The following is a 20364-nucleotide window of genomic DNA, read 5'->3' on the forward strand; positions in this document are numbered from 1 at the left end:
GGGCCTGGTGTGCCGCCGGGTTGGGGTCCGCCGTCGTCTGGGCCTGGTGTGCCGCCGGGTTGGGGTCCGCCGTCGTCTGGGCCTGGTGTGCCGCCGGGTTGGGGTCCGCCGTCGTCCGGTCACGCGCCCGCCTGGGCGGGGATGGCGGGCCGTCCGGTTCCGCCACCCGGCGACGCCGAGCATCGGCCGCCGAAACGGGTGGAGGCGGTGCCGGGCACCCCGTTCGGGGTCGTGCACCTGGAGGTGGCCCCGGTCACGTCGGGGCTGGCCATCGGGGCCCTGGTGGCCGGGATCGCGTCGATCCTGGTGTCGTTGCTGGTGATCTGCTTCGGGGTGGCCTTCGCCAACGAGGGCGGGGCCTGGGCCTCCGGGGCTTTCGCCGCGCTCGGGGTGCTGGCCGGCGTGGCGGCGGTCGTCACCGGGCTGCTCGGCCGGCGGCAGATTCGCCGGCCCGTCGCGCCCCCCGCGGTCCGGTTCACGGGCCGAGGGCTCGCGGTGGCCGGAATCAGCTGTGGCGCGGCGGGGGCCCTGATCAGCCTCCTGGGCCTCGGCGTGGCGCTGCTGCTCGCCCTCACCTGAGGCTGGTCACCGTCCGCTCCGGCACCAGACCCGCTCTCCCCGCGCCTGCCGCCGCCCCGGCCCGGGGCCGACGGGTGGTCCCGCGGGGAAGCCGGTACACTTGTGTCGGTAGGTGCCCATCGCGGGCGACGGGGCAGGACGAGATTCGGCCGGCGGGTGTGTGACAGTCGCCGGGCCCTTCCGTTTTGACCTGGGCGGTTGTGGTAGGTACTCTTTCCCCTTGTGCCCGGGCATGCCCGGGCAACTCGTGCGTGCGCTGTTTCCGGCTTCCGGACGGCGGGCACGACAGACCAAAGATCCGGGGCGGGGCGACTCGCGTGCCGGTGACACAAAACCCGATGGCACGCGCAAGCGTCCCCAACGGGGCTGCGGAAAGGCGACACGCCCGACCGCGGGTGCCGGGGCTTCCGTGAGGTGGCCCTGGTCGGAATGTAGGAGAGCCGGTCATCAGGCCGGCTAACGAGCAGACGGCGCGGTCGCGAAAGCGGCCGAAGGGAGCGGAGAAACCCGGTGCCCACGATCCAGCAGCTGGTCCGAAAGGGCCGCCAGGCGAAGACGACCAAGACCAAGACCCCGGCGCTGAAGGGTTCCCCTCAGCGGCGCGGCGTGTGCACCCGCGTGTACACCACCACCCCGAAGAAGCCGAACTCGGCGCTGCGCAAGGTCGCTCGCGTGAAGCTCAGCAGCCAGATCGAGGTGACCGCCTACATCCCCGGCGTCGGTCACAACCTCCAGGAGCACTCGATCGTGCTCGTGCGCGGTGGCCGGGTGAAGGACCTCCCCGGCGTGCGTTACAAGATCGTTCGCGGTTCGCTCGACACCCAGGGTGTCCGTAACCGCAAGCAGGCGCGCAGCCGTTACGGCGCGAAGAAGGAGAAGAGCTGACATGCCGCGTAAGGGACCCGCTCCGCGGCGGCCACTGGTCGCTGACCCGGTGTACAACTCGCCGCTGGTCACCCAGCTGGTGAACAAGATCCTGCTGCGCGGCAAGCGCCAGCTCGCCGAGACCATCGTGTACGCGGCCCTCGAGGGCTGCCGCGAGAAGTCCGGCACCGACCCGGTCGTCACCCTCAAGCGGGCGATGGACAACGTCAAGCCGACCCTCGAGGTGCGCAGCCGTCGTGTCGGTGGCGCCACCTACCAGGTGCCGGTCGAGGTCCGCCCGACCCGGGCGACCACCCTGGGCCTGCGCTGGCTGGTCACCTACTCTCGCGCCCGGCGCGAGAAGACCATGGTCGAGCGGCTCATGAACGAGCTGCTGGACGCGAGCAACGGCCTCGGTGCCGCCGTCAAGCGGCGCGAGGACACGCACAAGATGGCCGAGTCGAACAAGGCCTTCGCGCACTACCGCTGGTAACACCCTGGTTCCGGCGCCTCCGGGCGCCGGAACCGCCACCAGTTGAGTCGAGACGACGATAAGTAGGGATTGAAGTGGCCGCCGCAGACGCGCTCGCCAAGGTACGCAACATCGGCATCATGGCGCACATCGATGCCGGTAAGACCACGACCACCGAGCGAATCCTGTTCTACACCGGCATCACGTACAAGATCGGTGAGGTTCACGAGGGCGCTGCCGTCATGGACTGGATGGAGCAGGAGCAGGAGCGTGGTATCACCATCACCTCCGCTGCTACCAAGTGTGAGTGGAAAGACCACACGATCCAGATCATCGACACGCCCGGTCACGTCGACTTCACGGTCGAGGTCGAGCGGTCGCTGCGGGTCCTGGATGGTGCGGTCGCGGTTTACGACGGTGTCGCCGGCGTGGAGCCGCAGACGGAGAACGTCTGGCGGCAGGCCGACAAGTACAACGTCCCGCGGATGTGCTTCGTCAACAAGCTCGACCGGACCGGCGCCGACTTCTTCCGCTGCGTGCAGATGATGATCGACCGGCTGAACGCCACCCCGCTGGTGCTCCAGATCCCGATCGGGCTCGAGGGTGACCACATCGGTGTCGTCGACCTGATCGGCATGCGCGCGCTCACCTGGCGCGGGGAGACCCAGAAGGGTGAGGACTACGCGGTTGAGGAGATCCCGGCCGAGCTGGCCGACTCCGCGGCCGAGTGGCGCGAGAAGCTGATGGAGACCCTGGCCGACGTCGACGACGCGGTGATGGAGAAGTACCTGGAAGGCGAAGAGATCCCCGTCGAGGAGATCAAGGCCGCCATCCGGCGCTCCACCATCGCCGGCAAGGCCAACCCGGTGCTGTGCGGCTCGGCGTTCAAGAACAAGGGCGTCCAGCCCATGCTCGACGCCGTGGTCGACTTCCTGCCGTCGCCGCTGGACGTTCCGGCGATCGAGGGTACGGCCACCGACGGCGAGACCCCGCTGCTTCGGAAGCCGTCCAACTCGGAGCCCTTCTCCGGCCTGGCCTTCAAGATCCAGACGGACAAGCACCTGGGCAAGCTCACCTACGTGCGGGTCTACTCCGGCACGCTCGATTCCGGTTCCCAGGTGGTCAACTCCACCAAGGACCGCAAGGAGCGGATCGGCAAGATCTACCAGATGCACGCCAACAAGCGGGAAGAGCGTCCGTCGGCGCAGGCCGGCGACATCATCGCCGTCCAGGGTCTCAAGCAGACCACGACCGGCGACACTCTCTCCGACCCGGCGAACCCGGTGATCCTGGAGTCGATGACCTTCCCGGAGCCGGTCATCTCGGTGGCGATCGAGCCGAAGACCAAGTCCGACCAGGAGAAGCTGGGCACCGCGATCCAGCGCCTGGCCGAGGAGGACCCGACCTTCCGCGTCCAGCTGGACGAGGAGACCGGTCAGACGGTCATCTCCGGCATGGGTGAGCTGCACCTGGACATCCTGGTCGACCGGATGCGCCGCGAGTTCAACGTCGAGGCCAACGTCGGCAAGCCGCAGGTGGCGTACCGCGAGACCATCCGCCGCAAGGTGGACAAGGTCGAGTACACCCACAAGAAGCAGACCGGTGGTTCCGGCCAGTACGCCCGCGTGATCGTGAGCGTCGAGCCGCTGCCGCTGGACAACGACTCGCCGACCTACGAGTTCGCGAACGCCGTCAGCGGCGGCCGGATCCCCCGGGAGTTCATCCCGTCGGTGGACGCCGGTGCGCAGGACGCGCTGCAGTACGGCATCCTGGCGGGCTTCCCGCTCGTCGGTGTCAAGCTGACGCTGCTGGACGGCCAGTACCACGAGGTCGACTCGTCGGAAATGGCATTCAAGATCGCCGGCTCGATGGTGATGAAGGATGCGGCCCGCAAGGCCGATCCCGCGTTGCTCGAGCCGATGATGGCCGTTGAAGTCACCACTCCTGAGGAGAACATGGGTGACGTCATCGGTGACCTCAACTCCCGCCGTGGCATCATCCAGGCGATGGAGGAGCGCAGTGGCGCCCGCATCGTCAAGGCTCTGGTGCCGTTGTCGGAGATGTTCGGCTACGTCGGCGACCTGCGGTCGAAGACCCAGGGCCGGGCTAGCTACAGCATGCAGTTCGACTCCTACGCCGAGGTTCCGCAGAGCGTCGCAAAGGAGATCATCGCCAAGGCAACGGGCGAGTAACGCCCTGAGCAGGTGATTCGTGGTTGGTCGCGGGAGGTTCAACCCGCCCGCGGCCACCACGATCGGATCGCGTGAGACCGGGCCTGTAGGCTTCATCGCCGCAGAACCCACAAAGGCTCTCCGACCGTCTGGTCGGAAAGGCTGTCGACAGAGTCCTAAGCGCCGACCGGCGCGCCGGGCGTACGAACCAAGAAGTCCACAGGAGGACACCAGTGGCGAAGGCTAAGTTCGAGCGGACTAAGCCGCACGTCAACATCGGCACCATTGGTCACATCGACCACGGTAAGACGACGCTGACGGCGGCCATCACCAAGGTCCTGCACGACCAGTACCCGGACCTGAACCCCTACACGCCGTTCGACGAGATCGACAAGGCGCCGGAGGAGAAGGCCCGCGGCATCACGATCTCGATCGCGCACGTCGAGTACCAGACCGAGTCGCGGCACTACGCGCACGTCGACTGCCCTGGGCACGCCGACTACATCAAGAACATGATCACCGGTGCCGCGCAGATGGACGGCGCGATCCTGGTGGTCGCGGCGACCGACGGCCCGATGCCGCAGACCCGCGAGCACGTGCTGCTGGCCCGTCAGGTTGGTGTGCCGTACATCGTCGTGGCGCTCAACAAGAGCGACATGGTCGATGACGAGGAGCTCCTGGAGCTCGTCGAGCTCGAGGTCCGTGAGCTGCTCTCCTCGCAGGAGTACCCGGGTGACGACCTGCCGGTCGTTCGGGTTTCGGCGCTGAAGGCCCTCGAGGGTGACCCCGAGTGGACCGGCAAGCTGCTGGACCTGATGACCGCTGTCGACACCTCGATCCCGCAGCCGGAGCGCGAGGTCGACATGCCGTTCCTGATGCCGGTTGAGGACGTCTTCACGATCACCGGTCGTGGCACCGTCGTCACCGGTCGCGTGGAGCGCGGCGTTCTCCTGCCGAACGAGGATGTTGAGCTCGTCGGTATCAAGGAGAAGAGCTTCAAGACCAAGGTCACCGCGATCGAGATGTTCCGGAAGACCCTGGACGACGCCCGCGCAGGCGAGAACGTCGGCCTGCTGCTGCGTGGCACCAAGCGCGACGAGGTCGAGCGCGGCATGGTCGTCGTGAAGCCGGGCTCGAACACCCCGCACACGGAGTTCGAGGCGACGGTCTACATCCTCTCCAAGGAGGAGGGCGGCCGGCACACCCCGTTCTTCCAGAACTACCGTCCGCAGTTCTACTTCCGGACCACGGACGTCACCGGTGTCGTCACCCTCCCCGAGGGCACCGAGATGGTCATGCCGGGTGACAACACGTCCATGTCGGTGAAGCTGATCCAGCCCATCGCCATGGAGGAGAACCTCAAGTTCGCGATCCGCGAGGGTGGCCGTACCGTCGGCGCCGGGTTCGTCACCAAGATCATCAAGTGAACTAGGTAACCCCGATTAGACCCGCCGCCAGTCGTGCGGCATACTAGTCAGGTTGCGTAACGACAGTTCGTCGCCTGTGTTCGGCTTTGCTGAACCTCCGGGTGGCGAGGCAGTCGAGCGTAGGGTGGTTGGCGGCCCAGTCGCCAACCACCCTCGCACGGCGTTCAGGTCGCGGTAATGCGATCGGCGCCTTGACCCACCGCGCGGTCAGCACCACTCCGGAACCACGGGGCGGAGCCCGGCCCGAGGGCGCGACACGCCCGACCGCGGGGGTCGGCGAAGTGGGCCTGTGCCAGCCGGCACAGGCGCCCGCAACACAGCGGCATCGAGAGAAGGAACAGAAGCCACCATGGCGGGACAGAAGATCCGCATCCGGCTCAAGGCCTATGACCACGAGGTCGTCGACTCCTCGGCTCGGAAGATCGTCGAGACGGTGACGCGCACCGGGGCGCAGGTCGCGGGCCCGGTGCCGCTGCCCACGGAGATCAACCGTTTCTGCGTTATCCGCTCGCCGCACAAGTACAAGGACTCGCGCGAGCACTTCGAGATGCGCACGCACAAGCGGCTGATCGACATCATCGACCCGACCCCGAAGACGGTCGACTCGCTCATGCGCCTCGACCTGCCGGCTGGCGTCGACATCGAGATCAAGCTGTAGGGACCGGACAAATGGACAGGCAAGTCAAGGGGATCCTGGGCGCCAAGCTCGGCATGACCCAGGTCTGGGACAACAACCGCGTTGTTCCCGTGACCGTGGTCGAGGCCGGCCCGTGCGTCATCAGCCAGGTTCGTAGCGCCGAGAAGGACGGTTACTCCGCGGTCCAGCTGGCCTACGGCACCATCGACCCGCGCAAGGTCAAGAAGCCGATCAGCGGGCACTACGCCAAGGCGGACGTGGCGCCGCGCCGGCACATCGTCGAGCTGCGCACCACGGACGCGGGGGAATACTCGCTCGGCCAGGAAGTCACTGTCGAGGAGTTCCCGGCCGGCGTCACCATCGACGTCACCGGCAAGACCAAGGGCAAGGGCTTCGCCGGCGCGATGAAGCGGCACGGCTTCCACGGTCTGGGCAGCAGCCACGGTGTCGAGCGCAAGCACCGCTCGCCCGGTTCCATCGGTGCCTGCGCCACCCCGGGTCGTGTCTTCAAGGGCACCCGGATGGCCGGCCGGATGGGTGGCGTTCGCTACACCGTGCAGAACCTGACCGTCCAGGCGGTCGACACCGAGAACAACCTCCTGCTCGTCCGGGGTGCCATTCCTGGCCCCAAGGGCGCGCTGGTTCTGGTCCGTACCGCGGCCAAGATCAAGGTGAAGAAGGGCGGTGCGGCCAAGTGACCACCGTTGACGTGCGCACCGTCGAAGGCACCACCAGCAGCTCCGTCGAGCTGCCGGCGGACATCTTCGACGTGCAGGCCAACGTCGCGCTGATGCACCAGGTCGTGGTGGCCCAGCTCGCGGCGGCCCGACAGGGCACGCACAAGACCAAGACCCGCGCCGAGGTTGCTGGTGGCGGCAAGAAGCCGTACAAGCAGAAGGGCACCGGTCGCGCCCGGCAGGGCTCGATCCGCGCGCCGCAGTTCGCCGGCGGTGGCGTCGTGCACGGTCCCGTGCCGCGCGACTACAGCCAGCGGACCCCGAAGAAGATGAAGGCCGCCGCTCTGCGGGGTGCCCTCTCCGACCGGGCCCGCGCCGGGCAGGTGCACGTCGTCGAGGCGTTCGTCTCGGGCGAGAAGCCGTCGACCAAGGCGGCCCTGGCCACGCTGACCAAGCTCACCGAGGCCCGTCGGGTCCTGGTCGTGCTGAGCAGCACCGACGAGCTGAACTGGGTGTCGCTGCGCAACGAGCCGCGCGTGCACCTGATCGAGTCCGGCCAGCTGAACACGTACGACGTGCTGGTGGCCGACGACGTGGTCTTCACCAAGGACGCCCTGGACGAGTTCCTGGGCGTGCCCGCCGAGACCACCGAGGAGGGTGGCAAGTGAGCACGATCGCCGACCCGCGCGACATCATCGTGGCGCCGGTCGTCTCGGAGAAGAGCTACAGCGAGCTGAACCGGAACTGGTACACCTTCCTGGTGCACCCGGACGCGAACAAGACCGAGATCAAGATCGCTATCCAGCAGATCTTCAACGTCCGCGTCCTGACGGTCAACACGCTCAACCGCCAGGGTAAGCGCAAGCGCACCAAGACCGGCTTCGGTCAGCGCAAGGCGACCAAGCGGGCGATCGTGAAGCTGGCTGACGGTGACCGCATCGAGGCCTTCGGCGGCCCGGTCAGCTGAGGGGTGTAGACAATGGCTATCCGTAAGTACAAGCCGACGACGCCGGGCCGACGTGGCTCGAGTGTCGCTGACTTCGCCGAGATCACCCGGTCCACGCCGGAGAAGTCGCTGCTGGTTCCGCTGCCGAAGAAGGGCGGGCGTAACGCCCACGGCCGGATCACCACGCGGCACCACGGCGGCGGTCACAAGCGCCAGTACCGTCTGATCGACTTCAAGCGGGTCGACAAGGACGGCGTGCCGGCGAAGGTCGCTCACATCGAGTACGACCCGAACCGCACGGCGCGCATCGCGCTGCTGCACTACGCCGACGGCGAGAAGCGGTACATCATCGCGCCGAAGGACCTGAAGCAGGGCGACCGCGTCGAGTCCGGTCCGGGCGCCGACATCAAGCCCGGCAACAACCTGCCGCTGCGCAACATCCCGGTCGGTACCACGATCCACAACGTGGAGCTGCGTCCGGGTGGCGGGGCCAAGTTGGCCCGGTCCGCCGGTGTCGGTATCCAGCTGCTCGGCCGCGAGGGCGCGTACGCGACCCTTCGTATGCCGTCCGGCGAGATCCGGCGGGTGGACGTCCGCTGCCGCGCCAGCGTCGGCGAGATCGGCAACGCCGACCAGTCGAACATCAACTGGGGCAAGGCCGGCCGGATGCGGTGGAAGGGCAAGCGCCCGACCGTCCGTGGTGTCGCCATGAACCCGGTCGACCACCCGCACGGTGGTGGTGAGGGTAAGACCTCCGGTGGTCGCCACCCGGTCAACCCGCAGGGTAAGCCCGAGGGCCGCACCCGCCGTAAGGGCCAGCCGAGTGACCGGCTGATCGTCCGCCGTCGCTACGCCACGCGTAAGCGCGGCTGAGGGAGATAAGACATGCCTCGCAGCCTGAAGAAGGGCCCGTTCGTCGACGACCACCTGCTCAAGAAGGTGGAAGTTCAGAACGACAAGGGCTCCAAGAACGTGATCAAGACCTGGTCGCGGCGTTCGACGATCATCCCCGAGATGCTGGGGCACACGATCGCCGTTCATGACGGACGCAAGCACGTCCCGGTGTTCGTGACCGAGGCGATGGTCGGGCACAAGCTCGGCGAGTTCGCGCTGACCCGCACTTTCAAGGGTCACGAGAAGGACGACCGGAAGAGCCGTCGGCGCTGACGCCGCGGGCATACGGATAGAGGGAACAAGGGGTTACAGCGATGCCAGGAAAGGGCGACGCTCCGGTGCTTCCGGGCGCGCGGGCGGTTGCGCGGCACGTGCGCATCTCGCCGATGAAGGCGCGCCGGGTGGTCAACCTCGTCCGCGGCCTGCCCGCGAAGGAGGCGCTCACGGTGCTGCAGTTCGCGCCGCAGGCTGCGAGCGAGCAGGTGTACAAGGTGCTCGCTAGCGCGATCGCCAACGCGGAGAACAACGAGCGGCTGGACCCCGACGCGCTGCTCGTCAGCGAGGCCTTCGTGGACGAGGGCCCGACGATGAAGCGGTTCCAGCCGCGGGCGCAGGGTCGGGCGTACCGAATCCGCAAGCGCACCTGCCACATCACTGTGGCGGTCGAAGCGGTCGCGCCGGCAGCGCCGAGGAAGGCCGCGGCGAAGAAGGCCGCCCCGGCCACGGAGGCCGCACCGGCCGAAGCGCAGAGCAAGACGGAGGACGCCGAGTAATGGGTCAGAAGGTTCACCCCACTGGGTTCCGGCTCGGCATCTCGACCGACTGGAAGTCCCGCTGGTTCGCGGACAAGCTCTACAAGGACTACATCGGCGAAGATGTCAAGATTCGCCGGATGATGTCCAAGGGCCTCGAGCGTGCCGGCATCTCCAAGGTCGACATCGAGCGCACCCGCGACCGGGTCCGGGTCGACATCCACACCGCCCGGCCGGGCATTGTCATCGGCCGTAAGGGTGCGGAGGCCGACCGGATCCGCGGCGAGCTCGAGAAGCTCACCGGCAAGCAGGTTCAGCTGAACATCATCGAGGTGAAGAACCCCGAGTCGGACGCTCAGCTGGTCGCGCAGGGCGTGGCCGAGCAGTTGTCCAGCCGGGTCAGCTTCCGTCGGGCGATGCGCAAGGCCATGCAGTCGGCGATGAAGAACCCGGTCTGCAAGGGCATCCGGGTTCAGGTCTCGGGCCGCCTCGGCGGCGCCGAGATGAGCCGGACCGAGTTCTACCGTGAGGGCCGGGTTCCGCTGCACACGCTGCGGGCCAACATCGAGTACGGCTTCTTCGAGGCCCGTACCACGTTCGGTCGGATCGGTGTGAAGGTCTGGATCTACAAGGGCGACGCCGTCCCGGGCCGGGAGGCTCCGGCCGAGGCCGGTCCGTCCCGCCCGCGTCGTGGTGAGCGTGGCGACCGTCCCGAGCGTCCGCGTCGTGGTCGGTCGGGTTCGTCCGGCACCACGGCCGGTGGCACCGAGGCCGGGCGGGCTGCTGCGACCACCATCGCGCAGCAGGCCGAGACGCCGAGCGGCGAGCCGGTGGACAGCGCAGCTGTCGCCGCCGCGGCTGCTCCGGCAGAAACGCAGCAGGAGGGCTGACAGATGCTGATGCCGCGCAAGCCCCCGAAGGGCTTCCGCAAGCCGCACCACCCGGACCGCAGTGGCGCGTCCAAGGGTGGTAACCGGGTGGTGTTCGGCGAGTTCGGGATCCAGGCTCTCGAGCCGGCGTACGTGACGAACCGGCAGATCGAGTCGGCACGTATCGCGATGACTCGCCACATCAAGCGTGGTGGCAAGGTCTGGATCACGATCTTCCCGGACCAGGCCCTCACCAAGAAGCCTGCCGAGACCCGGATGGGTTCCGGTAAGGGTTCGCCCGAGTGGTGGGTCGCCAACGTCAAGCCGGGGCGGGTTCTCTTCGAGATGTCCTTCCCCAACGAGCAGACCGCGCGAGAGGCCATGCGTCGCGCGATCCACAAGCTCCCGATGAAGTGCCGCATTGTTACGCGCGAAGTGGGTGAATCCTGATGGCAGCGGGCGTTAAGGCGACCGAGCTGCGTGAGCTCTCCGAAGAGGAGCTGGTCACGAAGCTGCGGGAGGCCAAGGCGGAGCTGTTCAACCTCCGCGTGCAGGCCGCAACCGGGCAGCTGGACAACAACCGGCGGTTGCAGGTCATCCGTCGGGAGATCGCCCGGATCTACACGATCATGCGTGAGCGCGAGCTGGGGCTCTCGGCCGCGCCGACTGAGGTGACTGCATCATGACCGAAGAGACCGCCACCGCCGCCGCGCGGTCGCGCCGCAAGGTCCGCGAGGGCCTGGTGATCAGCGACAAGATGGACAAGACCGTCGTCGTCGAGGTCGAGGACCGGGTTCGGCACGCGCTGTACGGCAAGATCATGCGCCGTACGGCCAAGCTGAAGGTGCACGACGAGCAGAACGCCGCTGGCACCGGTGACCGGGTTCTCATCATGGAGACCCGGCCGCTGAGCGCCACCAAGCGTTGGCGGATCGTGGAGATCCTGGAAAAGGCCAAGTAGCGAAGGCTCGAGCTCGCCCGGCGTTGCGTCGGGCGTAGGTTCCGCCAGGCTCCGGCCGCTACGGCGGCCGGAGAACCGGCAGACATAGGAGATAGACGTGATTCAGCAGGAGTCGCGACTGCGCGTCGCCGACAACACGGGTGCCCGGGAGATCCTGTGCATCCGGGTTCTCGGTGGCTCGGGTCGGCGCTACGCGAGCATCGGCGACGTCATCGTGGCCACGGTCAAGGACGCCATCCCGGGTGCCGGTGTGAAGAAGGGCGACGTCGTCAAGGCGGTCGTCGTTCGCACGGCCAAGGAGAGGCGTCGGCCGGACGGCTCGTACATCCGCTTCGACGAGAACGCCGCCGTCATCATCAAGGACGGCGGGGACCCGCGTGGTACCCGCATCTTCGGCCCGGTGGGCCGGGAGCTGCGGGACAAGCGGTTCATGAAGATTATTTCCCTCGCGCCGGAGGTGTTGTGACCGTGAAGGTCAAGAAGGGCGACACGGTCGTCGTCATCGCCGGCAAGGACAAGGGTGCCAAGGGCAAGGTCATTCAGGCCTACCCGCGGCAGGACAAGGTCCTGGTCGAGGGCGTGAACCGGGTCAAGAAGCACACCCGCATCAGCACCACCCAGCGTGGCGCCAAGACCGGCGGCATCGTCACTCAGGAGGCCCCGATCCACGTCTCGAACGTGCAGGTCCTGGACTCCGACGGCAAGCCGACCCGCGTCGGTTACCGGATCGACGACAACGGCCAGAAGGTCCGCATCGCGCGTAGCACCGGTAAGGACCTGTGATGACCACGGCTACCGAAAAGACCCTGCCGCGCCTCAAGGAGCGGTACCGCAACGAGATCGTGGCCCAGCTGCGCGAGCAGCGCAGCTACGGCAACCCCATGCAGGTGCCGCGGCTGGTCAAGATCGTCGTCAACATGGGTGTCGGCGAGGCTGCTCGCGACGCCAAGCTGATCGACGGCGCGGTCCGCGACCTCGCCACGATCACCGGCCAGAAGCCGCAGGTGCGGCGGGCGACCAAGTCCATCGCGCAGTTCAAGCTGCGTGAGGGCATGCCGATCGGTGCGAAGGTGACCCTTCGCGGCGACCGGATGTGGGAGTTCCTGGACCGGCTGCTGTCCATCTCGCTGCCGCGTATCCGCGACTTCCGCGGTCTGGACGGGCGCAAGCTGGACGGGCACGGCAACTACACGTTCGGTCTGACCGAGCAGTCGGTGTTCCACGAGATCGACCAGGACCGGATCGATCGCCAGCGGGGCATGGACATCACGGTGGTCACGACCGCCACGACCGACGACGAGGGCCGGGCGCTGCTCAAGCTCCTGGGCTTCCCGTTCAAGGAGAACTGAGATGGCCAAGAAGGCGCTGATCATCAAGGCGGCCGCGAAGCCGAAGTTCTCGGTTCGCGCGTACACCCGCTGCCAGCGGTGCGGGCGTCCGAAGGCGGTCTACCGCAAGTTCGGGCTCTGCCGGGTCTGCATCCGGGAGATGGCTCACCGCGGTGAGCTGCCGGGCGTGTCCAAGGCTTCCTGGTAAGGGCGACCGCGTCCCGGCCGTCGGCCGGGAACTCCTGCACCGATTAGGTATTGCTCTTCGCCGTAGGCCCGGGGCTGATGCCCCGGGAACCCCGGCGAGAAAGGCTGACGAAATCCATGACGATGACCGACCCGATCGCAGACATGCTCACGCGTCTGCGTAACGCCAACCAGGCGTACCACGATCAGGTGAAGATGCCCTACTCCAAGATCAAGGCGAACATCGCCGAGGTCCTGAAGGCCGAGGGTTACATCGCCACCTGGTCGGTCGAGGAGCCCGAGGAGGGTGCCGTCGGCAAGCGACTGGTCGTCGAGCTGAAGTACGGCCAGAACCGCGAGCGGAGCCTGGCCGGCATCAAGCGCGTGTCCAAGCCCGGTCTCCGGGTGTACGCCAAGTCGGACGGGCTCCCGCGGGTGCTCGGTGGGCTGGGCGTGGCGATCATTTCGACGTCCCAGGGGCTGCTGACCGACCGGCAGGCCCGCAAGCGGAGTGTTGGCGGGGAAGTCCTCGCCTTCGTCTGGTAACGGGAGACTGGTAGAAATGTCGCGAATTGGACGTAAGTCGATCCCGGTACCGGCCGGCGTCGACATCACGATCGACGGGCAGACCGTCAAGGTCAAGGGCCCCAAGGGCCAGCTTGAGCACACCCTCGCCGAGCCGATCACGGTCGAGCGGGCCGAGGATGGGCAGCTCAACGTCAACCGGCCGAACGACGAGCGCAAGGCCAAGGAGCTCCACGGCCTGAGCCGTACGCTGGTTGCCAACATGATCGTCGGGGTCACCGAGGGCTACCGCAAGAGCCTGGAGATCGCCGGCACCGGTTACCGGGTCACCGCCAAGGGCTCGGACCTCGAGTTCGCGCTCGGGTTCTCGCACCCGGTGGTCGTTCCCGCCCCGGCGGGCATCACCTTCACGGTGGAGCGGCCGACCCTGTTCCACGTGGCTGGCATCGACAAGCAGCAGGTCGGTGAGGTCGCCGCCAACATCCGGAAGATCCGCCCGCCGGAGCCGTACAAGGGCAAGGGCGTCAAGTACCAGGGCGAGGTCATCCGCCGCAAGGCCGGAAAGGCAGGTAAGAAGTGAGCGCCACGCTGCTCAAGCGCCGCCGCGGTGTCGCCGCCAAGCGCGCCGTTGGGCGTGCGCGTCGACACTTCCGCGTCCGCAAGAACGTCAGCGGTACGTCCGAGCGTCCGCGCCTGGTCGTCACCCGTTCGCTGCGGCACATGGTCGCCCAGATCGTCGACGACACCAAGGGCCACACCCTGGCGTCGGCGTCGACCCTGGACGCCTCGCTGCGCGGTACGGAGGGCGACAAGAGCGCCCTCGCCGGCAAGGTGGGCGCACTGCTCGCCGAGCGGGCCAAGGCCGCCGGCGTCTCCAAGGTCGTCTTCGACCGCGGCGGTAACCGGTACGCGGGGCGAGTCGCCGCGCTTGCCGACGCCGCCCGCGAAGCCGGGCTCGAGTTCTAACAACCCCGTCACGAGAGATAAGGAAGGCTGCTGATGCCAGGTCAACAGCGCCGTGGCGGCGGGTCCGGTGGCAACGAGGGTGGTCGCCGCGACAACCGCCGTGAGGGCGGCCGCGGAAACGCGCCCGTCGAGAAGACCCCGCACCTTGAGCGGGTCGTCGCGATCAACCGCGTCGCCAAGGTCGTGAAGGGTGGTCGTCGCTTCAGCTTCACCGCCCTGGTGATCGTGGGCGACGGCGACGGCACGGTCGGCGTGGGCTACGGAAAGGCCAAGGAGGTGCCCGCGGCCATCGCCAAGGGTGTCGAGGAGGCCAAGAAGCACTTCTTCAAGGTCCCGCGGATCGGTCAGTCGATCCCGCACCCGGTGACGGGTGAGGACGCCGCTGGCGTCGTGCTGCTCAAGCCGGCCTCGGCCGGTACGGGTGTCATCGCCGGTGGTCCGGTGCGCGCCGTGCTGGAGTGCGCCGGGATCCACGACGTGCTCTCGAAGAGCCTCGGCTCGTCGAACCCGATCAACATCGTGCACGCCACCGTGGCGGCCCTGAAGGGGCTTGAGTCCCCCGAGCAGGTCGCGGCGCGTCGTGGTCTGCCGGTGGAGGACGTCGCGCCGGCCGCCATGCTGGCGTCGCGTGCGGGGGTGGCGCGCTGATGGCACGTCTGAAGGTCACCCAGCTCCGGTCCGGTATCGGGACCAAGCACAACCAGCGTGAGTCGCTGCGTTCGCTCGGTCTCAAGCGGATCAACGACGTGGTGGTCAAGGAGGACCGGCCCGAGATCCGCGGCATGATCTTCACTGTGAGCCACCTCGTGAAGGTCGAGGAGGTCGAGTAATGACGATCAAGGTGCATCACCTGCGCCCGGCGCCCGGTTCCAAGACCGCGAAGACCCGTGTGGGTCGCGGTGAGGGTTCCAAGGGCAAGACCGCTGGTCGCGGTACCAAGGGTTCCAAGGCCCGGAAGAACATCTCGGCGGCGTTCGAGGGTGGGCAGATGCCCATCCACATGCGCCTGCCGAAGATGAAGGGCTTCAAGAACAAGTTCAAGGTCGTCTTCCAGGTGGTCAACCTGGACCGACTCGCTGAGCTGTTCCCGAACGGTGGTCAGGTCGGCCCGCTGGAGCTCGTCGAGTCCGGCGCGGTCCGCAAGGGTCACCCGGTCAAGGTCCTCGGCACCGGGGACCTCGGCGGAGTGGCGCTCCAGGTGTCTGCGCACGCGTTCAGTGCGTCGGCCAAGGAGAAGATCGCCGCCGCCGGTGGCTCCGCCACCGAGCTGTAAGGCGTACCGCCCATGGCGCCCGCCCAGTTGTGAGCAACTGGCGGGCGCCATGGTCTGCCTGGGCTCTCACGCGCCCGGTAACATCGGAATCGATTTATGTAGTCGGGCGCATCTGCCCGGACCGGGGTCGGACTGTTAGAGTCCCATCCCAGCCATGGATTGCGGGCACTCGCCCGTGATCCACACCCACCCGCCAGGGTTCACCGGCGGCCCGCCTCGCGCAGGAGGAAGAAGTTGCTGTCCGCCTTTCTCAGTGCGTTCCGTACGCCTGACCTGCGCAAGAAGCTGCTGTTCACAGTAGGCATCATCGCGGTCTACCGGCTGGGTGCGACGCTCCCCAGCCCGGGCGTCTCGTACGGCAACGTGCAGAAGTGCCTCGACTCCATCTCGGGTGACACGACGGGCCCGCTGAATCTGCTCAACCTCTTCTCCGGCGGAGCGCTGCTACAGCTCTCGGTCTTCGCGCTGGGCATCATGCCCTACATCACCGCGTCGATCATCCTGCAGCTGCTGACCGTCGTGATCCCCCGGCTGGAGCAGCTCCGCAAGGAGGGCCAGGCCGGCCAGGCGAAGATCACGCAGTACACGCGCTACCTGACCCTCGGCCTCGGTGTGCTCCAGGCCTCGGCCTTCGTGGCCCTGGCCCGCTCCGGGCAGCTGTTCCAGAACAAGTGCGACCAGTTCCCGATCATCCCGACCGGCACCGGCATCCCGGACTGGCTGACCCTGGCCATCCTGGTGATCACCATGACCGCCGGCACCGGCATGGTCATGTGGCTCGGCGAGCTGATCACCGACCGGGGCGTCGGCAACGGCATGTCCGTTCTGATCTTCACCTCCATCGCGGCCCGGCTGCCCGGTGAGGGTGGGCAGATCCTGTCCGCCAAGGGTTGGGGCAAGTTCACCCTGGTCATCGCGCTGGTCCTGGTGGTCATCACCGCAGTCACCTTCATCGAGCAGTCGCAGCGCCGGATCCCGGTGCAGTACGCCAAGCGGATGATCGGCCGGCGGATGTACGGCGGCACCTCGACCTACATCCCCCTGAAGGTCAACCAGGCGGGTGTGATCCCGGTCATCTTCGGCTCGTCCCTGCTCTACCTGCCGCAGTTGGCCCTGCAGTTCTTCGACCAGAACGATCCGGGCAAGGTCCAGGCGTGGATCCAGAACAACCTGGTCGCTCCGAACAGCCCGATCTACATCTCGGTCTACTTCCTGCTGATCATCTTCTTCACGTACTTCTACGTCTCGATCACGTTCAACCCGACCGAGGTCGCGGACAACATGAAGAAGTACGGCGGGTTCGTGCCGGGCATCCGGCCGGGCAAGCCGACGGCCGACTACCTGGACTTCATCCTCAGCCGGATCACCCTGCCGGGCGCGCTCTACCTCGGCATCGTCTCGATCCTGCCGAACTTCTTCTTCATCTGGCTGGACAGCCAGCAGTACCAGAACTTCCCGTTCGGTGGCACCGCTGTGCTCATCATGGTCGGCGTCGGTCTGGAGACCGTGAAGCAGATCGAGAGCCAACTCATGCAGCGGAACTACGAAGGGTTCCTGCGGTAGATGAGACTCGTTCTGGTTGGCCCGCCGGGTGCGGGTAAGGGCACGCAGGCTGAGTTCGTCGCTGCGCACCTGTCGGTACCCAAGATCTCGACCGGAGACATCTTCCGTTCGAACGTCACCCAGGGCACGCCGCTCGGCGTCGAGGCCAAGCGTTACATGGACGCAGGCGAGCTGGTTCCGGACGAGGTCACCATCAACATGGTCCGGGACCGGCTGGCCGAGCCCGACGCCAGCGAGGGCTTCCTGCTCGACGGCTTCCCGCGGACCACTCCGCAGGCGGCCGCCCTGGACAAGCTCCTCGCCGACCTGGGCACCGCGCTGGATCTGGTCCTGGAGCTGGTGGTCGACGACGACGAGGTGATCCGGCGGCTGTCCGGTCGGCGTACCTGCCGGGGCTGCGGCAAGATCTGGCACGTCGAGTTCGACGCCACCACCCGGCCGGGCATCTGCGACAGGTGCGGCGCCGAGCTGTTCCAGCGCGACGACGACAAGCCCGAGACGATCGCCACCCGGCTTCGTGAGTACAGCGAGAAGACCGCACCCCTGGTCGACTACTACGGCGCTCAGGGCAAGCTGGTCGGGATCGACGCCACCGGTCCGGTGGAGGACGTCACCACCCGGGCCATCGACGCACTGCGGTCGTACGGCGGCTGAGGTCCCGCCGGACCACGGCGGATAGAGTGCGAAGAGCGGGGTACGCGAGACGTGCCCCGCTCTTCGGCAACGAAAGGTAATCGCTCCATGCGTCGTCCCCAGCTGGACATCCAGCTGAAGACCCCTGACCAGATCGAGAAGATGCGCGCCGCCGGTCTGGTGGTCGCCGAGGCGCTCCGCCGGATGCGGGAGGCTGTCGCCCCTGGTGTGAGCACCGCCGATCTGGACGCCATCGCCGAATCGACCATCCGCGAGGCGGGTGGCGTGCCGTCGTTCAAGGGCTACCACGGGTTCCCGGCGTCGATCTGCTCCTCGGTCAACGAGCAGATCGTGCACGCGATCCCGTCGCCGAAGCAGGTGCTTCAGGCCGGTGATCTGATCTCCATCGACTGCGGTGCGGTGCTGGACGGGTGGCACGGCGACTCCGCCATCACCGTCGGGGTCGGCGACGTCGACCCGGCACTGCTGAAGATGGCCGTCGTCGCCGAGGACGCCATGTGGGCCGGCATCGCCGCCGCCGCCCGTGGCGCGGCCAGTGGCAAGGGCCGGCTCACCGACATCTCGCACGCGGTGGAGAGCGCGGTTCGCAAGGGCGGCCGGTACGGCATCGTCGACGGCTACGGCGGGCACGGCATCGGCACCGAGATGCACCAGGATCCGCACGTGCTCAACCACGGCCGGCCGGGCAAGGGCCCACGTCTGGTGCCCGGCATGGCGTTGGCCATCGAGCCGATGATCACGATGGCGTCCCCGCGTACGGTCGAGTTGGCCGACGGCTGGACGGTCGTCACCCGGGACGGCTCGATCGCGGCGCACGTCGAGCACTCGATGGCGCTGCTGCCCGACGGCGTGTGGGTGCTCACGGCCTTCGACGGGGGCCGCGCCCGCCTGGGCGACCTGGTGACCGCCCGCCAACCCGCCGCCTCCACCACCCCCTGACCCCACCCCACCCCACCCCACCCCCTCCCCACGCGTTGATCATGATGTTGTAGTCATGACACGCCGGGAACGGTGGCTATAACGTCATGATCGACCGGGCTCCCGGGTCGGACGGGAGTGGCGCAGCGGTGGCATGCTTGCCGGCATGGACGGGCGCGACGAGATGCGGGCGGCGGACGCGGACCGTGAGGTGGTTGCCGACCGGCTGCGGGTCGCCCTCGGCGAGGGCCGGTTGGACCTGCACGAGTACGACGAGCGGGTGCAGCGGGCCTACGCGGCGCGTACGTACGCCGAGCTGGAGGCCCTGCTCACCGACCTGCCCCCGGTGGCGCCGGCGCAGCGGTCGGGCCTGGCGCTGGCCGCCGGGCAGACCGTGAGCCCGCTGGACGACCAGCGCGGTCCGGCCTCCACCAGGGGCGTCACGGCCCGCTGGTTGGCTGAGGTGTGGTTCCCGTACCTACGGGTGATCGCCATCGTGGTGACCATCTGGGCGGTGACGTCGCTGCTCAGCCAGGATCTGCTCTACTTCTGGCCGGTCTGGGTGGCGGGGCCCTGGGGCGCGGTGCTGGTGATCCGTACGGTCTCCGGGCTGGCCGCGAAGGAGCCCCAGCGTCAGGCCATCAAGCGCCAACGCCGCCGAGAGCGTAAGAAGGCAAAGCGCGCCATCAAGCCAGACGACACCCCACCAACCCCCTGAACCCCATCCCCACCCTGTTGATCATGACGTTATCGCCACCAATCCCGGCGTGTCGCGACAATAACTCCATGATCAACGGGGGTGGGGTTCAGGGGGTGGGCTGGGGTTGGGTGGGGCGGCGCGTGGGTTGGGGGTGGCCGGTTTGGCGGGTGCCCGCAGGCCGGCGTACACTTTCAGATCGGCGCACAGCGTCCACTCCGGCATGCCCACCCTGCGCTTCGGTGGGACCTGGAGCCGCGGCTGGCGCGGTCTTCTGATTCTGATCAGATTTCCGTGTAAGACGTTGTGGGCCGCCCGGAGCAATCGACGTCAGGACAGCGGAGGACATGCCGAAAAAAGACGGAGCCATTGAGATCGAGGGTCGGGTCATCGAGCCCCTGCCGAACGCCATGTTCCGGGTGGAGCTCGCGAACGGCCACAAGGTGTTGGCTCACATCAGCGGCAAGATGCGGCAGCACTACATCCGCATCCTTCCGGAGGACCGGGTCGTCGTCGAACTCTCGCCGTACGACCTGACCCGCGGGCGCATCGTCTACCGCTACAAGTAGTCCTGACGACGGCCGGGAAGTCCCGTGTCCGTCTTCGACGTCCGGCGTCGCGCACCGCGGCCCCGGGCCAGATGGGAAGTAAGGCAACCGTGAAGGTCAAGCCGAGCGTCAAGAGGATCTGCCAGAAGTGCCGGGTTATCCGACGGCACGGCCGGGTCATGGTCATCTGCAGCGACCCGCGCCACAAGCAGCGCCAGGGCTGACTCAGCCCGTCCGGCCGTAACACCGGCCGGGTGGCGTTGGTCCAGGCGGATCCTCAGCGACACACACATCACACATGCTCGTCCCAGCCGCGAGCGGTACGCGAGTCGTACTCCTTCGTGGCTGACCCCCGGTCGGAGGCCGGGGCCCGCTCGGGCAGCGACCGATCCCGGTCGCCGGCGCTCACCGCGTCGGAAAGACGGGACGGCCGGTAGCGGGACGGGACGGGTCCACA

General features: G+C 67.6%; 32 protein-coding genes. All 32 read left to right on the forward strand.

Annotated elements, in window-relative coordinates:
• The first annotated feature begins 198 nt into the window (after positions 1 to 198).
• The 32 genes from ACLQ29_RS03400 to rpmJ all read left to right on the forward strand — a co-directional run bounded on the left by ACLQ29_RS03400 (position 199) and on the right by rpmJ (position 20131).
• Positions 199 to 579, forward strand: coding sequence for a hypothetical protein (locus ACLQ29_RS03400; protein ID WP_425770747.1), 381 nt, complete (start codon positions 199 to 201; stop codon positions 577 to 579).
• 510 nt (positions 580 to 1089) lie between these two features.
• The gene (gene rpsL, locus ACLQ29_RS03405) at positions 1090 to 1464 is read left to right on the forward strand and encodes a 30S ribosomal protein S12 (RefSeq protein ID WP_007465318.1); all 375 of its coding nucleotides are present in this window, start codon (positions 1090 to 1092) and stop codon (positions 1462 to 1464) included.
• 1 nt (position 1465) lies between these two features.
• Positions 1466 to 1936: a 30S ribosomal protein S7 gene (rpsG, locus tag ACLQ29_RS03410; RefSeq protein WP_030489583.1), complete on the forward strand. Its 471-nt coding sequence runs from the start codon at positions 1466 to 1468 to the stop codon at positions 1934 to 1936.
• Between the two features lie 74 nt (positions 1937 to 2010).
• A complete protein-coding gene (gene fusA / locus ACLQ29_RS03415) occupies positions 2011 to 4107 on the forward strand; it encodes an elongation factor G (RefSeq protein WP_425770192.1) in 2097 nt (698 codons plus the stop codon).
• Between the two features lie 212 nt (positions 4108 to 4319).
• Entirely contained in the window at positions 4320 to 5513 is a 1194-nt protein-coding gene (gene tuf, locus ACLQ29_RS03420) for an elongation factor Tu (RefSeq protein WP_393370254.1), read from the forward strand.
• 349 nt (positions 5514 to 5862) lie between these two features.
• Positions 5863 to 6171: a 30S ribosomal protein S10 gene (gene rpsJ, locus ACLQ29_RS03425; protein ID WP_007073037.1), complete on the forward strand. Its 309-nt coding sequence runs from the start codon at positions 5863 to 5865 to the stop codon at positions 6169 to 6171.
• 11 nt (positions 6172 to 6182) lie between these two features.
• Positions 6183 to 6848 carry a 50S ribosomal protein L3 gene (gene rplC, locus ACLQ29_RS03430; protein WP_184178725.1) on the forward strand — a complete coding sequence of 222 codons (666 nt, stop codon included), beginning with the start codon at positions 6183 to 6185 and terminating at the stop codon, positions 6846 to 6848.
• Positions 6845 to 7495: a 50S ribosomal protein L4 gene (rplD, locus tag ACLQ29_RS03435; RefSeq protein ID WP_110563096.1), complete on the forward strand. Its 651-nt coding sequence runs from the start codon at positions 6845 to 6847 to the stop codon at positions 7493 to 7495. The genes rplC and rplD overlap by 4 nt, the downstream gene beginning before the upstream one ends.
• Complete coding sequence (gene rplW / locus ACLQ29_RS03440; protein ID WP_007465304.1) at positions 7492 to 7794, forward strand: 50S ribosomal protein L23; 303 nt, start codon at positions 7492 to 7494, stop codon at positions 7792 to 7794. Before rplD ends, rplW begins: the two co-directional genes overlap by 4 nt.
• Before the next feature lie 12 nt (positions 7795 to 7806).
• On the forward strand, positions 7807 to 8646 hold the full coding sequence (gene rplB, locus ACLQ29_RS03445; protein WP_110563095.1) for a 50S ribosomal protein L2: 840 nt from the start codon (positions 7807 to 7809) through the stop codon (positions 8644 to 8646).
• A 12-nt stretch (positions 8647 to 8658) separates the two neighbouring features.
• Positions 8659 to 8940, forward strand: a complete 282-nt coding sequence (gene rpsS, locus ACLQ29_RS03450; RefSeq protein WP_007465299.1) for a 30S ribosomal protein S19 — start codon at positions 8659 to 8661, stop codon at positions 8938 to 8940.
• Positions 8941 to 8981: 41 nt separating this feature from the next.
• Positions 8982 to 9440 carry a 50S ribosomal protein L22 gene (rplV, locus tag ACLQ29_RS03455; protein ID WP_007465297.1) on the forward strand — a complete coding sequence of 153 codons (459 nt, stop codon included), beginning with the start codon at positions 8982 to 8984 and terminating at the stop codon, positions 9438 to 9440.
• A complete protein-coding gene (rpsC, locus tag ACLQ29_RS03460) occupies positions 9440 to 10309 on the forward strand; it encodes a 30S ribosomal protein S3 (protein WP_007465294.1) in 870 nt (289 codons plus the stop codon). The genes rplV and rpsC overlap by 1 nt, the downstream gene beginning before the upstream one ends.
• Positions 10310 to 10312: 3 nt before the next feature.
• A complete protein-coding gene (gene rplP, locus ACLQ29_RS03465) occupies positions 10313 to 10738 on the forward strand; it encodes a 50S ribosomal protein L16 (protein WP_053653940.1) in 426 nt (141 codons plus the stop codon).
• On the forward strand, positions 10738 to 10974 hold the full coding sequence (gene rpmC, locus ACLQ29_RS03470) for a 50S ribosomal protein L29 (RefSeq protein WP_007465283.1): 237 nt from the start codon (positions 10738 to 10740) through the stop codon (positions 10972 to 10974). The genes rplP and rpmC overlap by 1 nt, the downstream gene beginning before the upstream one ends.
• Positions 10971 to 11249, forward strand: a complete 279-nt coding sequence (gene rpsQ, locus ACLQ29_RS03475; protein ID WP_030489590.1) for a 30S ribosomal protein S17 — start codon at positions 10971 to 10973, stop codon at positions 11247 to 11249. Before rpmC ends, rpsQ begins: the two co-directional genes overlap by 4 nt.
• A 97-nt stretch (positions 11250 to 11346) precedes the next feature.
• The gene (gene rplN / locus ACLQ29_RS03480; protein ID WP_007465279.1) at positions 11347 to 11715 is read left to right on the forward strand and encodes a 50S ribosomal protein L14; all 369 of its coding nucleotides are present in this window, start codon (positions 11347 to 11349) and stop codon (positions 11713 to 11715) included.
• Positions 11712 to 12032: a 50S ribosomal protein L24 gene (gene rplX / locus ACLQ29_RS03485; protein ID WP_172899047.1), complete on the forward strand. Its 321-nt coding sequence runs from the start codon at positions 11712 to 11714 to the stop codon at positions 12030 to 12032. The genes rplN and rplX overlap by 4 nt, the downstream gene beginning before the upstream one ends.
• Positions 12032 to 12598, forward strand: a complete 567-nt coding sequence (rplE, locus tag ACLQ29_RS03490) for a 50S ribosomal protein L5 (protein WP_110563094.1) — start codon at positions 12032 to 12034, stop codon at positions 12596 to 12598. Before rplX ends, rplE begins: the two co-directional genes overlap by 1 nt.
• A 1-nt stretch (position 12599) precedes the next feature.
• Complete coding sequence (locus ACLQ29_RS03495; protein ID WP_007465272.1) at positions 12600 to 12785, forward strand: type Z 30S ribosomal protein S14; 186 nt, start codon at positions 12600 to 12602, stop codon at positions 12783 to 12785.
• Positions 12786 to 12901: 116 nt separating this feature from the next.
• Entirely contained in the window at positions 12902 to 13309 is a 408-nt protein-coding gene (rpsH, locus tag ACLQ29_RS03500) for a 30S ribosomal protein S8 (RefSeq protein WP_007465270.1), read from the forward strand.
• Between the two features lie 16 nt (positions 13310 to 13325).
• Positions 13326 to 13868, forward strand: a complete 543-nt coding sequence (rplF, locus tag ACLQ29_RS03505; RefSeq protein WP_266246314.1) for a 50S ribosomal protein L6 — start codon at positions 13326 to 13328, stop codon at positions 13866 to 13868.
• Positions 13865 to 14254: a 50S ribosomal protein L18 gene (gene rplR, locus ACLQ29_RS03510; RefSeq protein WP_357080808.1), complete on the forward strand. Its 390-nt coding sequence runs from the start codon at positions 13865 to 13867 to the stop codon at positions 14252 to 14254. Before rplF ends, rplR begins: the two co-directional genes overlap by 4 nt.
• A 33-nt stretch (positions 14255 to 14287) precedes the next feature.
• Positions 14288 to 14902 carry a 30S ribosomal protein S5 gene (rpsE, locus tag ACLQ29_RS03515; RefSeq protein WP_007465263.1) on the forward strand — a complete coding sequence of 205 codons (615 nt, stop codon included), beginning with the start codon at positions 14288 to 14290 and terminating at the stop codon, positions 14900 to 14902.
• Positions 14902 to 15084 carry a 50S ribosomal protein L30 gene (gene rpmD, locus ACLQ29_RS03520; protein ID WP_007465262.1) on the forward strand — a complete coding sequence of 61 codons (183 nt, stop codon included), beginning with the start codon at positions 14902 to 14904 and terminating at the stop codon, positions 15082 to 15084. The genes rpsE and rpmD overlap by 1 nt, the downstream gene beginning before the upstream one ends.
• Positions 15084 to 15527, forward strand: coding sequence for a 50S ribosomal protein L15 (rplO, locus tag ACLQ29_RS03525; RefSeq protein ID WP_088950230.1), 444 nt, complete (start codon positions 15084 to 15086; stop codon positions 15525 to 15527). The genes rpmD and rplO overlap by 1 nt, the downstream gene beginning before the upstream one ends.
• A gap of 234 nt (positions 15528 to 15761) precedes the next feature.
• Positions 15762 to 17090: a preprotein translocase subunit SecY gene (secY, locus tag ACLQ29_RS03530; protein ID WP_425770193.1), complete on the forward strand. Its 1329-nt coding sequence runs from the start codon at positions 15762 to 15764 to the stop codon at positions 17088 to 17090.
• Positions 17091 to 17744 carry an adenylate kinase gene (locus tag ACLQ29_RS03535; RefSeq protein WP_007465256.1) on the forward strand — a complete coding sequence of 218 codons (654 nt, stop codon included), beginning with the start codon at positions 17091 to 17093 and terminating at the stop codon, positions 17742 to 17744.
• A gap of 87 nt (positions 17745 to 17831) precedes the next feature.
• On the forward strand, positions 17832 to 18683 hold the full coding sequence (map, locus tag ACLQ29_RS03540; protein WP_425770194.1) for a type I methionyl aminopeptidase: 852 nt from the start codon (positions 17832 to 17834) through the stop codon (positions 18681 to 18683).
• Positions 18684 to 18828: 145 nt separating this feature from the next.
• Positions 18829 to 19380 carry a DUF1707 SHOCT-like domain-containing protein gene (locus tag ACLQ29_RS03545; protein WP_425770195.1) on the forward strand — a complete coding sequence of 184 codons (552 nt, stop codon included), beginning with the start codon at positions 18829 to 18831 and terminating at the stop codon, positions 19378 to 19380.
• Positions 19381 to 19706: 326 nt separating this feature from the next.
• Positions 19707 to 19928, forward strand: a complete 222-nt coding sequence (infA, locus tag ACLQ29_RS03550; protein ID WP_007073013.1) for a translation initiation factor IF-1 — start codon at positions 19707 to 19709, stop codon at positions 19926 to 19928.
• 89 nt (positions 19929 to 20017) lie between these two features.
• Entirely contained in the window at positions 20018 to 20131 is a 114-nt protein-coding gene (gene rpmJ, locus ACLQ29_RS03555) for a 50S ribosomal protein L36 (protein ID WP_088952025.1), read from the forward strand.
• Positions 20132 to 20364: the final 233 nt, after the last annotated feature.

It is taken from the genome of Micromonospora sp. DT228 (genome assembly GCF_049841595.1).
Taxonomy (GTDB): Bacteria; Actinomycetota; Actinomycetes; order Mycobacteriales; family Micromonosporaceae; genus Micromonospora.

Bases quoted from the DNA above. Each gene is read 5' to 3' on its own strand.
- rpsG (WP_030489583.1), top strand. From the start codon at position 1,466: ATGCCGCGTAAGGGACCCGCTCCGCGGCGGCCACTGGTCGCTGACCCG.
- rpsJ (WP_007073037.1), top strand. From the start codon at position 5,863: ATGGCGGGACAGAAGATCCGCATCCGGCTCAAGGCCTATGACCACGAG.
- rplC (WP_184178725.1), top strand. From the start codon at position 6,183: ATGGACAGGCAAGTCAAGGGGATCCTGGGCGCCAAGCTCGGCATGACC.
- rplB (WP_110563095.1), top strand. From the start codon at position 7,807: ATGGCTATCCGTAAGTACAAGCCGACGACGCCGGGCCGACGTGGCTCG.
- rpsS (WP_007465299.1), top strand. From the start codon at position 8,659: ATGCCTCGCAGCCTGAAGAAGGGCCCGTTCGTCGACGACCACCTGCTC.
- rplV (WP_007465297.1), top strand. From the start codon at position 8,982: ATGCCAGGAAAGGGCGACGCTCCGGTGCTTCCGGGCGCGCGGGCGGTT.
- rpsC (WP_007465294.1), top strand. From the start codon at position 9,440: ATGGGTCAGAAGGTTCACCCCACTGGGTTCCGGCTCGGCATCTCGACC.
- rplP (WP_053653940.1), top strand. From the start codon at position 10,313: ATGCTGATGCCGCGCAAGCCCCCGAAGGGCTTCCGCAAGCCGCACCAC.
- rpmC (WP_007465283.1), top strand. From the start codon at position 10,738: ATGGCAGCGGGCGTTAAGGCGACCGAGCTGCGTGAGCTCTCCGAAGAG.
- rpsQ (WP_030489590.1), top strand. From the start codon at position 10,971: ATGACCGAAGAGACCGCCACCGCCGCCGCGCGGTCGCGCCGCAAGGTC.
- rplE (WP_110563094.1), top strand. From the start codon at position 12,032: ATGACCACGGCTACCGAAAAGACCCTGCCGCGCCTCAAGGAGCGGTAC.
- ACLQ29_RS03495 (WP_007465272.1), top strand. From the start codon at position 12,600: ATGGCCAAGAAGGCGCTGATCATCAAGGCGGCCGCGAAGCCGAAGTTC.
- rpsH (WP_007465270.1), top strand. From the start codon at position 12,902: ATGACGATGACCGACCCGATCGCAGACATGCTCACGCGTCTGCGTAAC.
- rplF (WP_266246314.1), top strand. From the start codon at position 13,326: ATGTCGCGAATTGGACGTAAGTCGATCCCGGTACCGGCCGGCGTCGAC.
- rpsE (WP_007465263.1), top strand. From the start codon at position 14,288: ATGCCAGGTCAACAGCGCCGTGGCGGCGGGTCCGGTGGCAACGAGGGT.
- rpmD (WP_007465262.1), top strand. From the start codon at position 14,902: ATGGCACGTCTGAAGGTCACCCAGCTCCGGTCCGGTATCGGGACCAAG.
- rplO (WP_088950230.1), top strand. From the start codon at position 15,084: ATGACGATCAAGGTGCATCACCTGCGCCCGGCGCCCGGTTCCAAGACC.
- ACLQ29_RS03535 (WP_007465256.1), top strand. From the start codon at position 17,091: ATGAGACTCGTTCTGGTTGGCCCGCCGGGTGCGGGTAAGGGCACGCAG.
- map (WP_425770194.1), top strand. From the start codon at position 17,832: ATGCGTCGTCCCCAGCTGGACATCCAGCTGAAGACCCCTGACCAGATC.
- ACLQ29_RS03545 (WP_425770195.1), top strand. From the start codon at position 18,829: ATGGACGGGCGCGACGAGATGCGGGCGGCGGACGCGGACCGTGAGGTG.
- infA (WP_007073013.1), top strand. From the start codon at position 19,707: ATGCCGAAAAAAGACGGAGCCATTGAGATCGAGGGTCGGGTCATCGAG.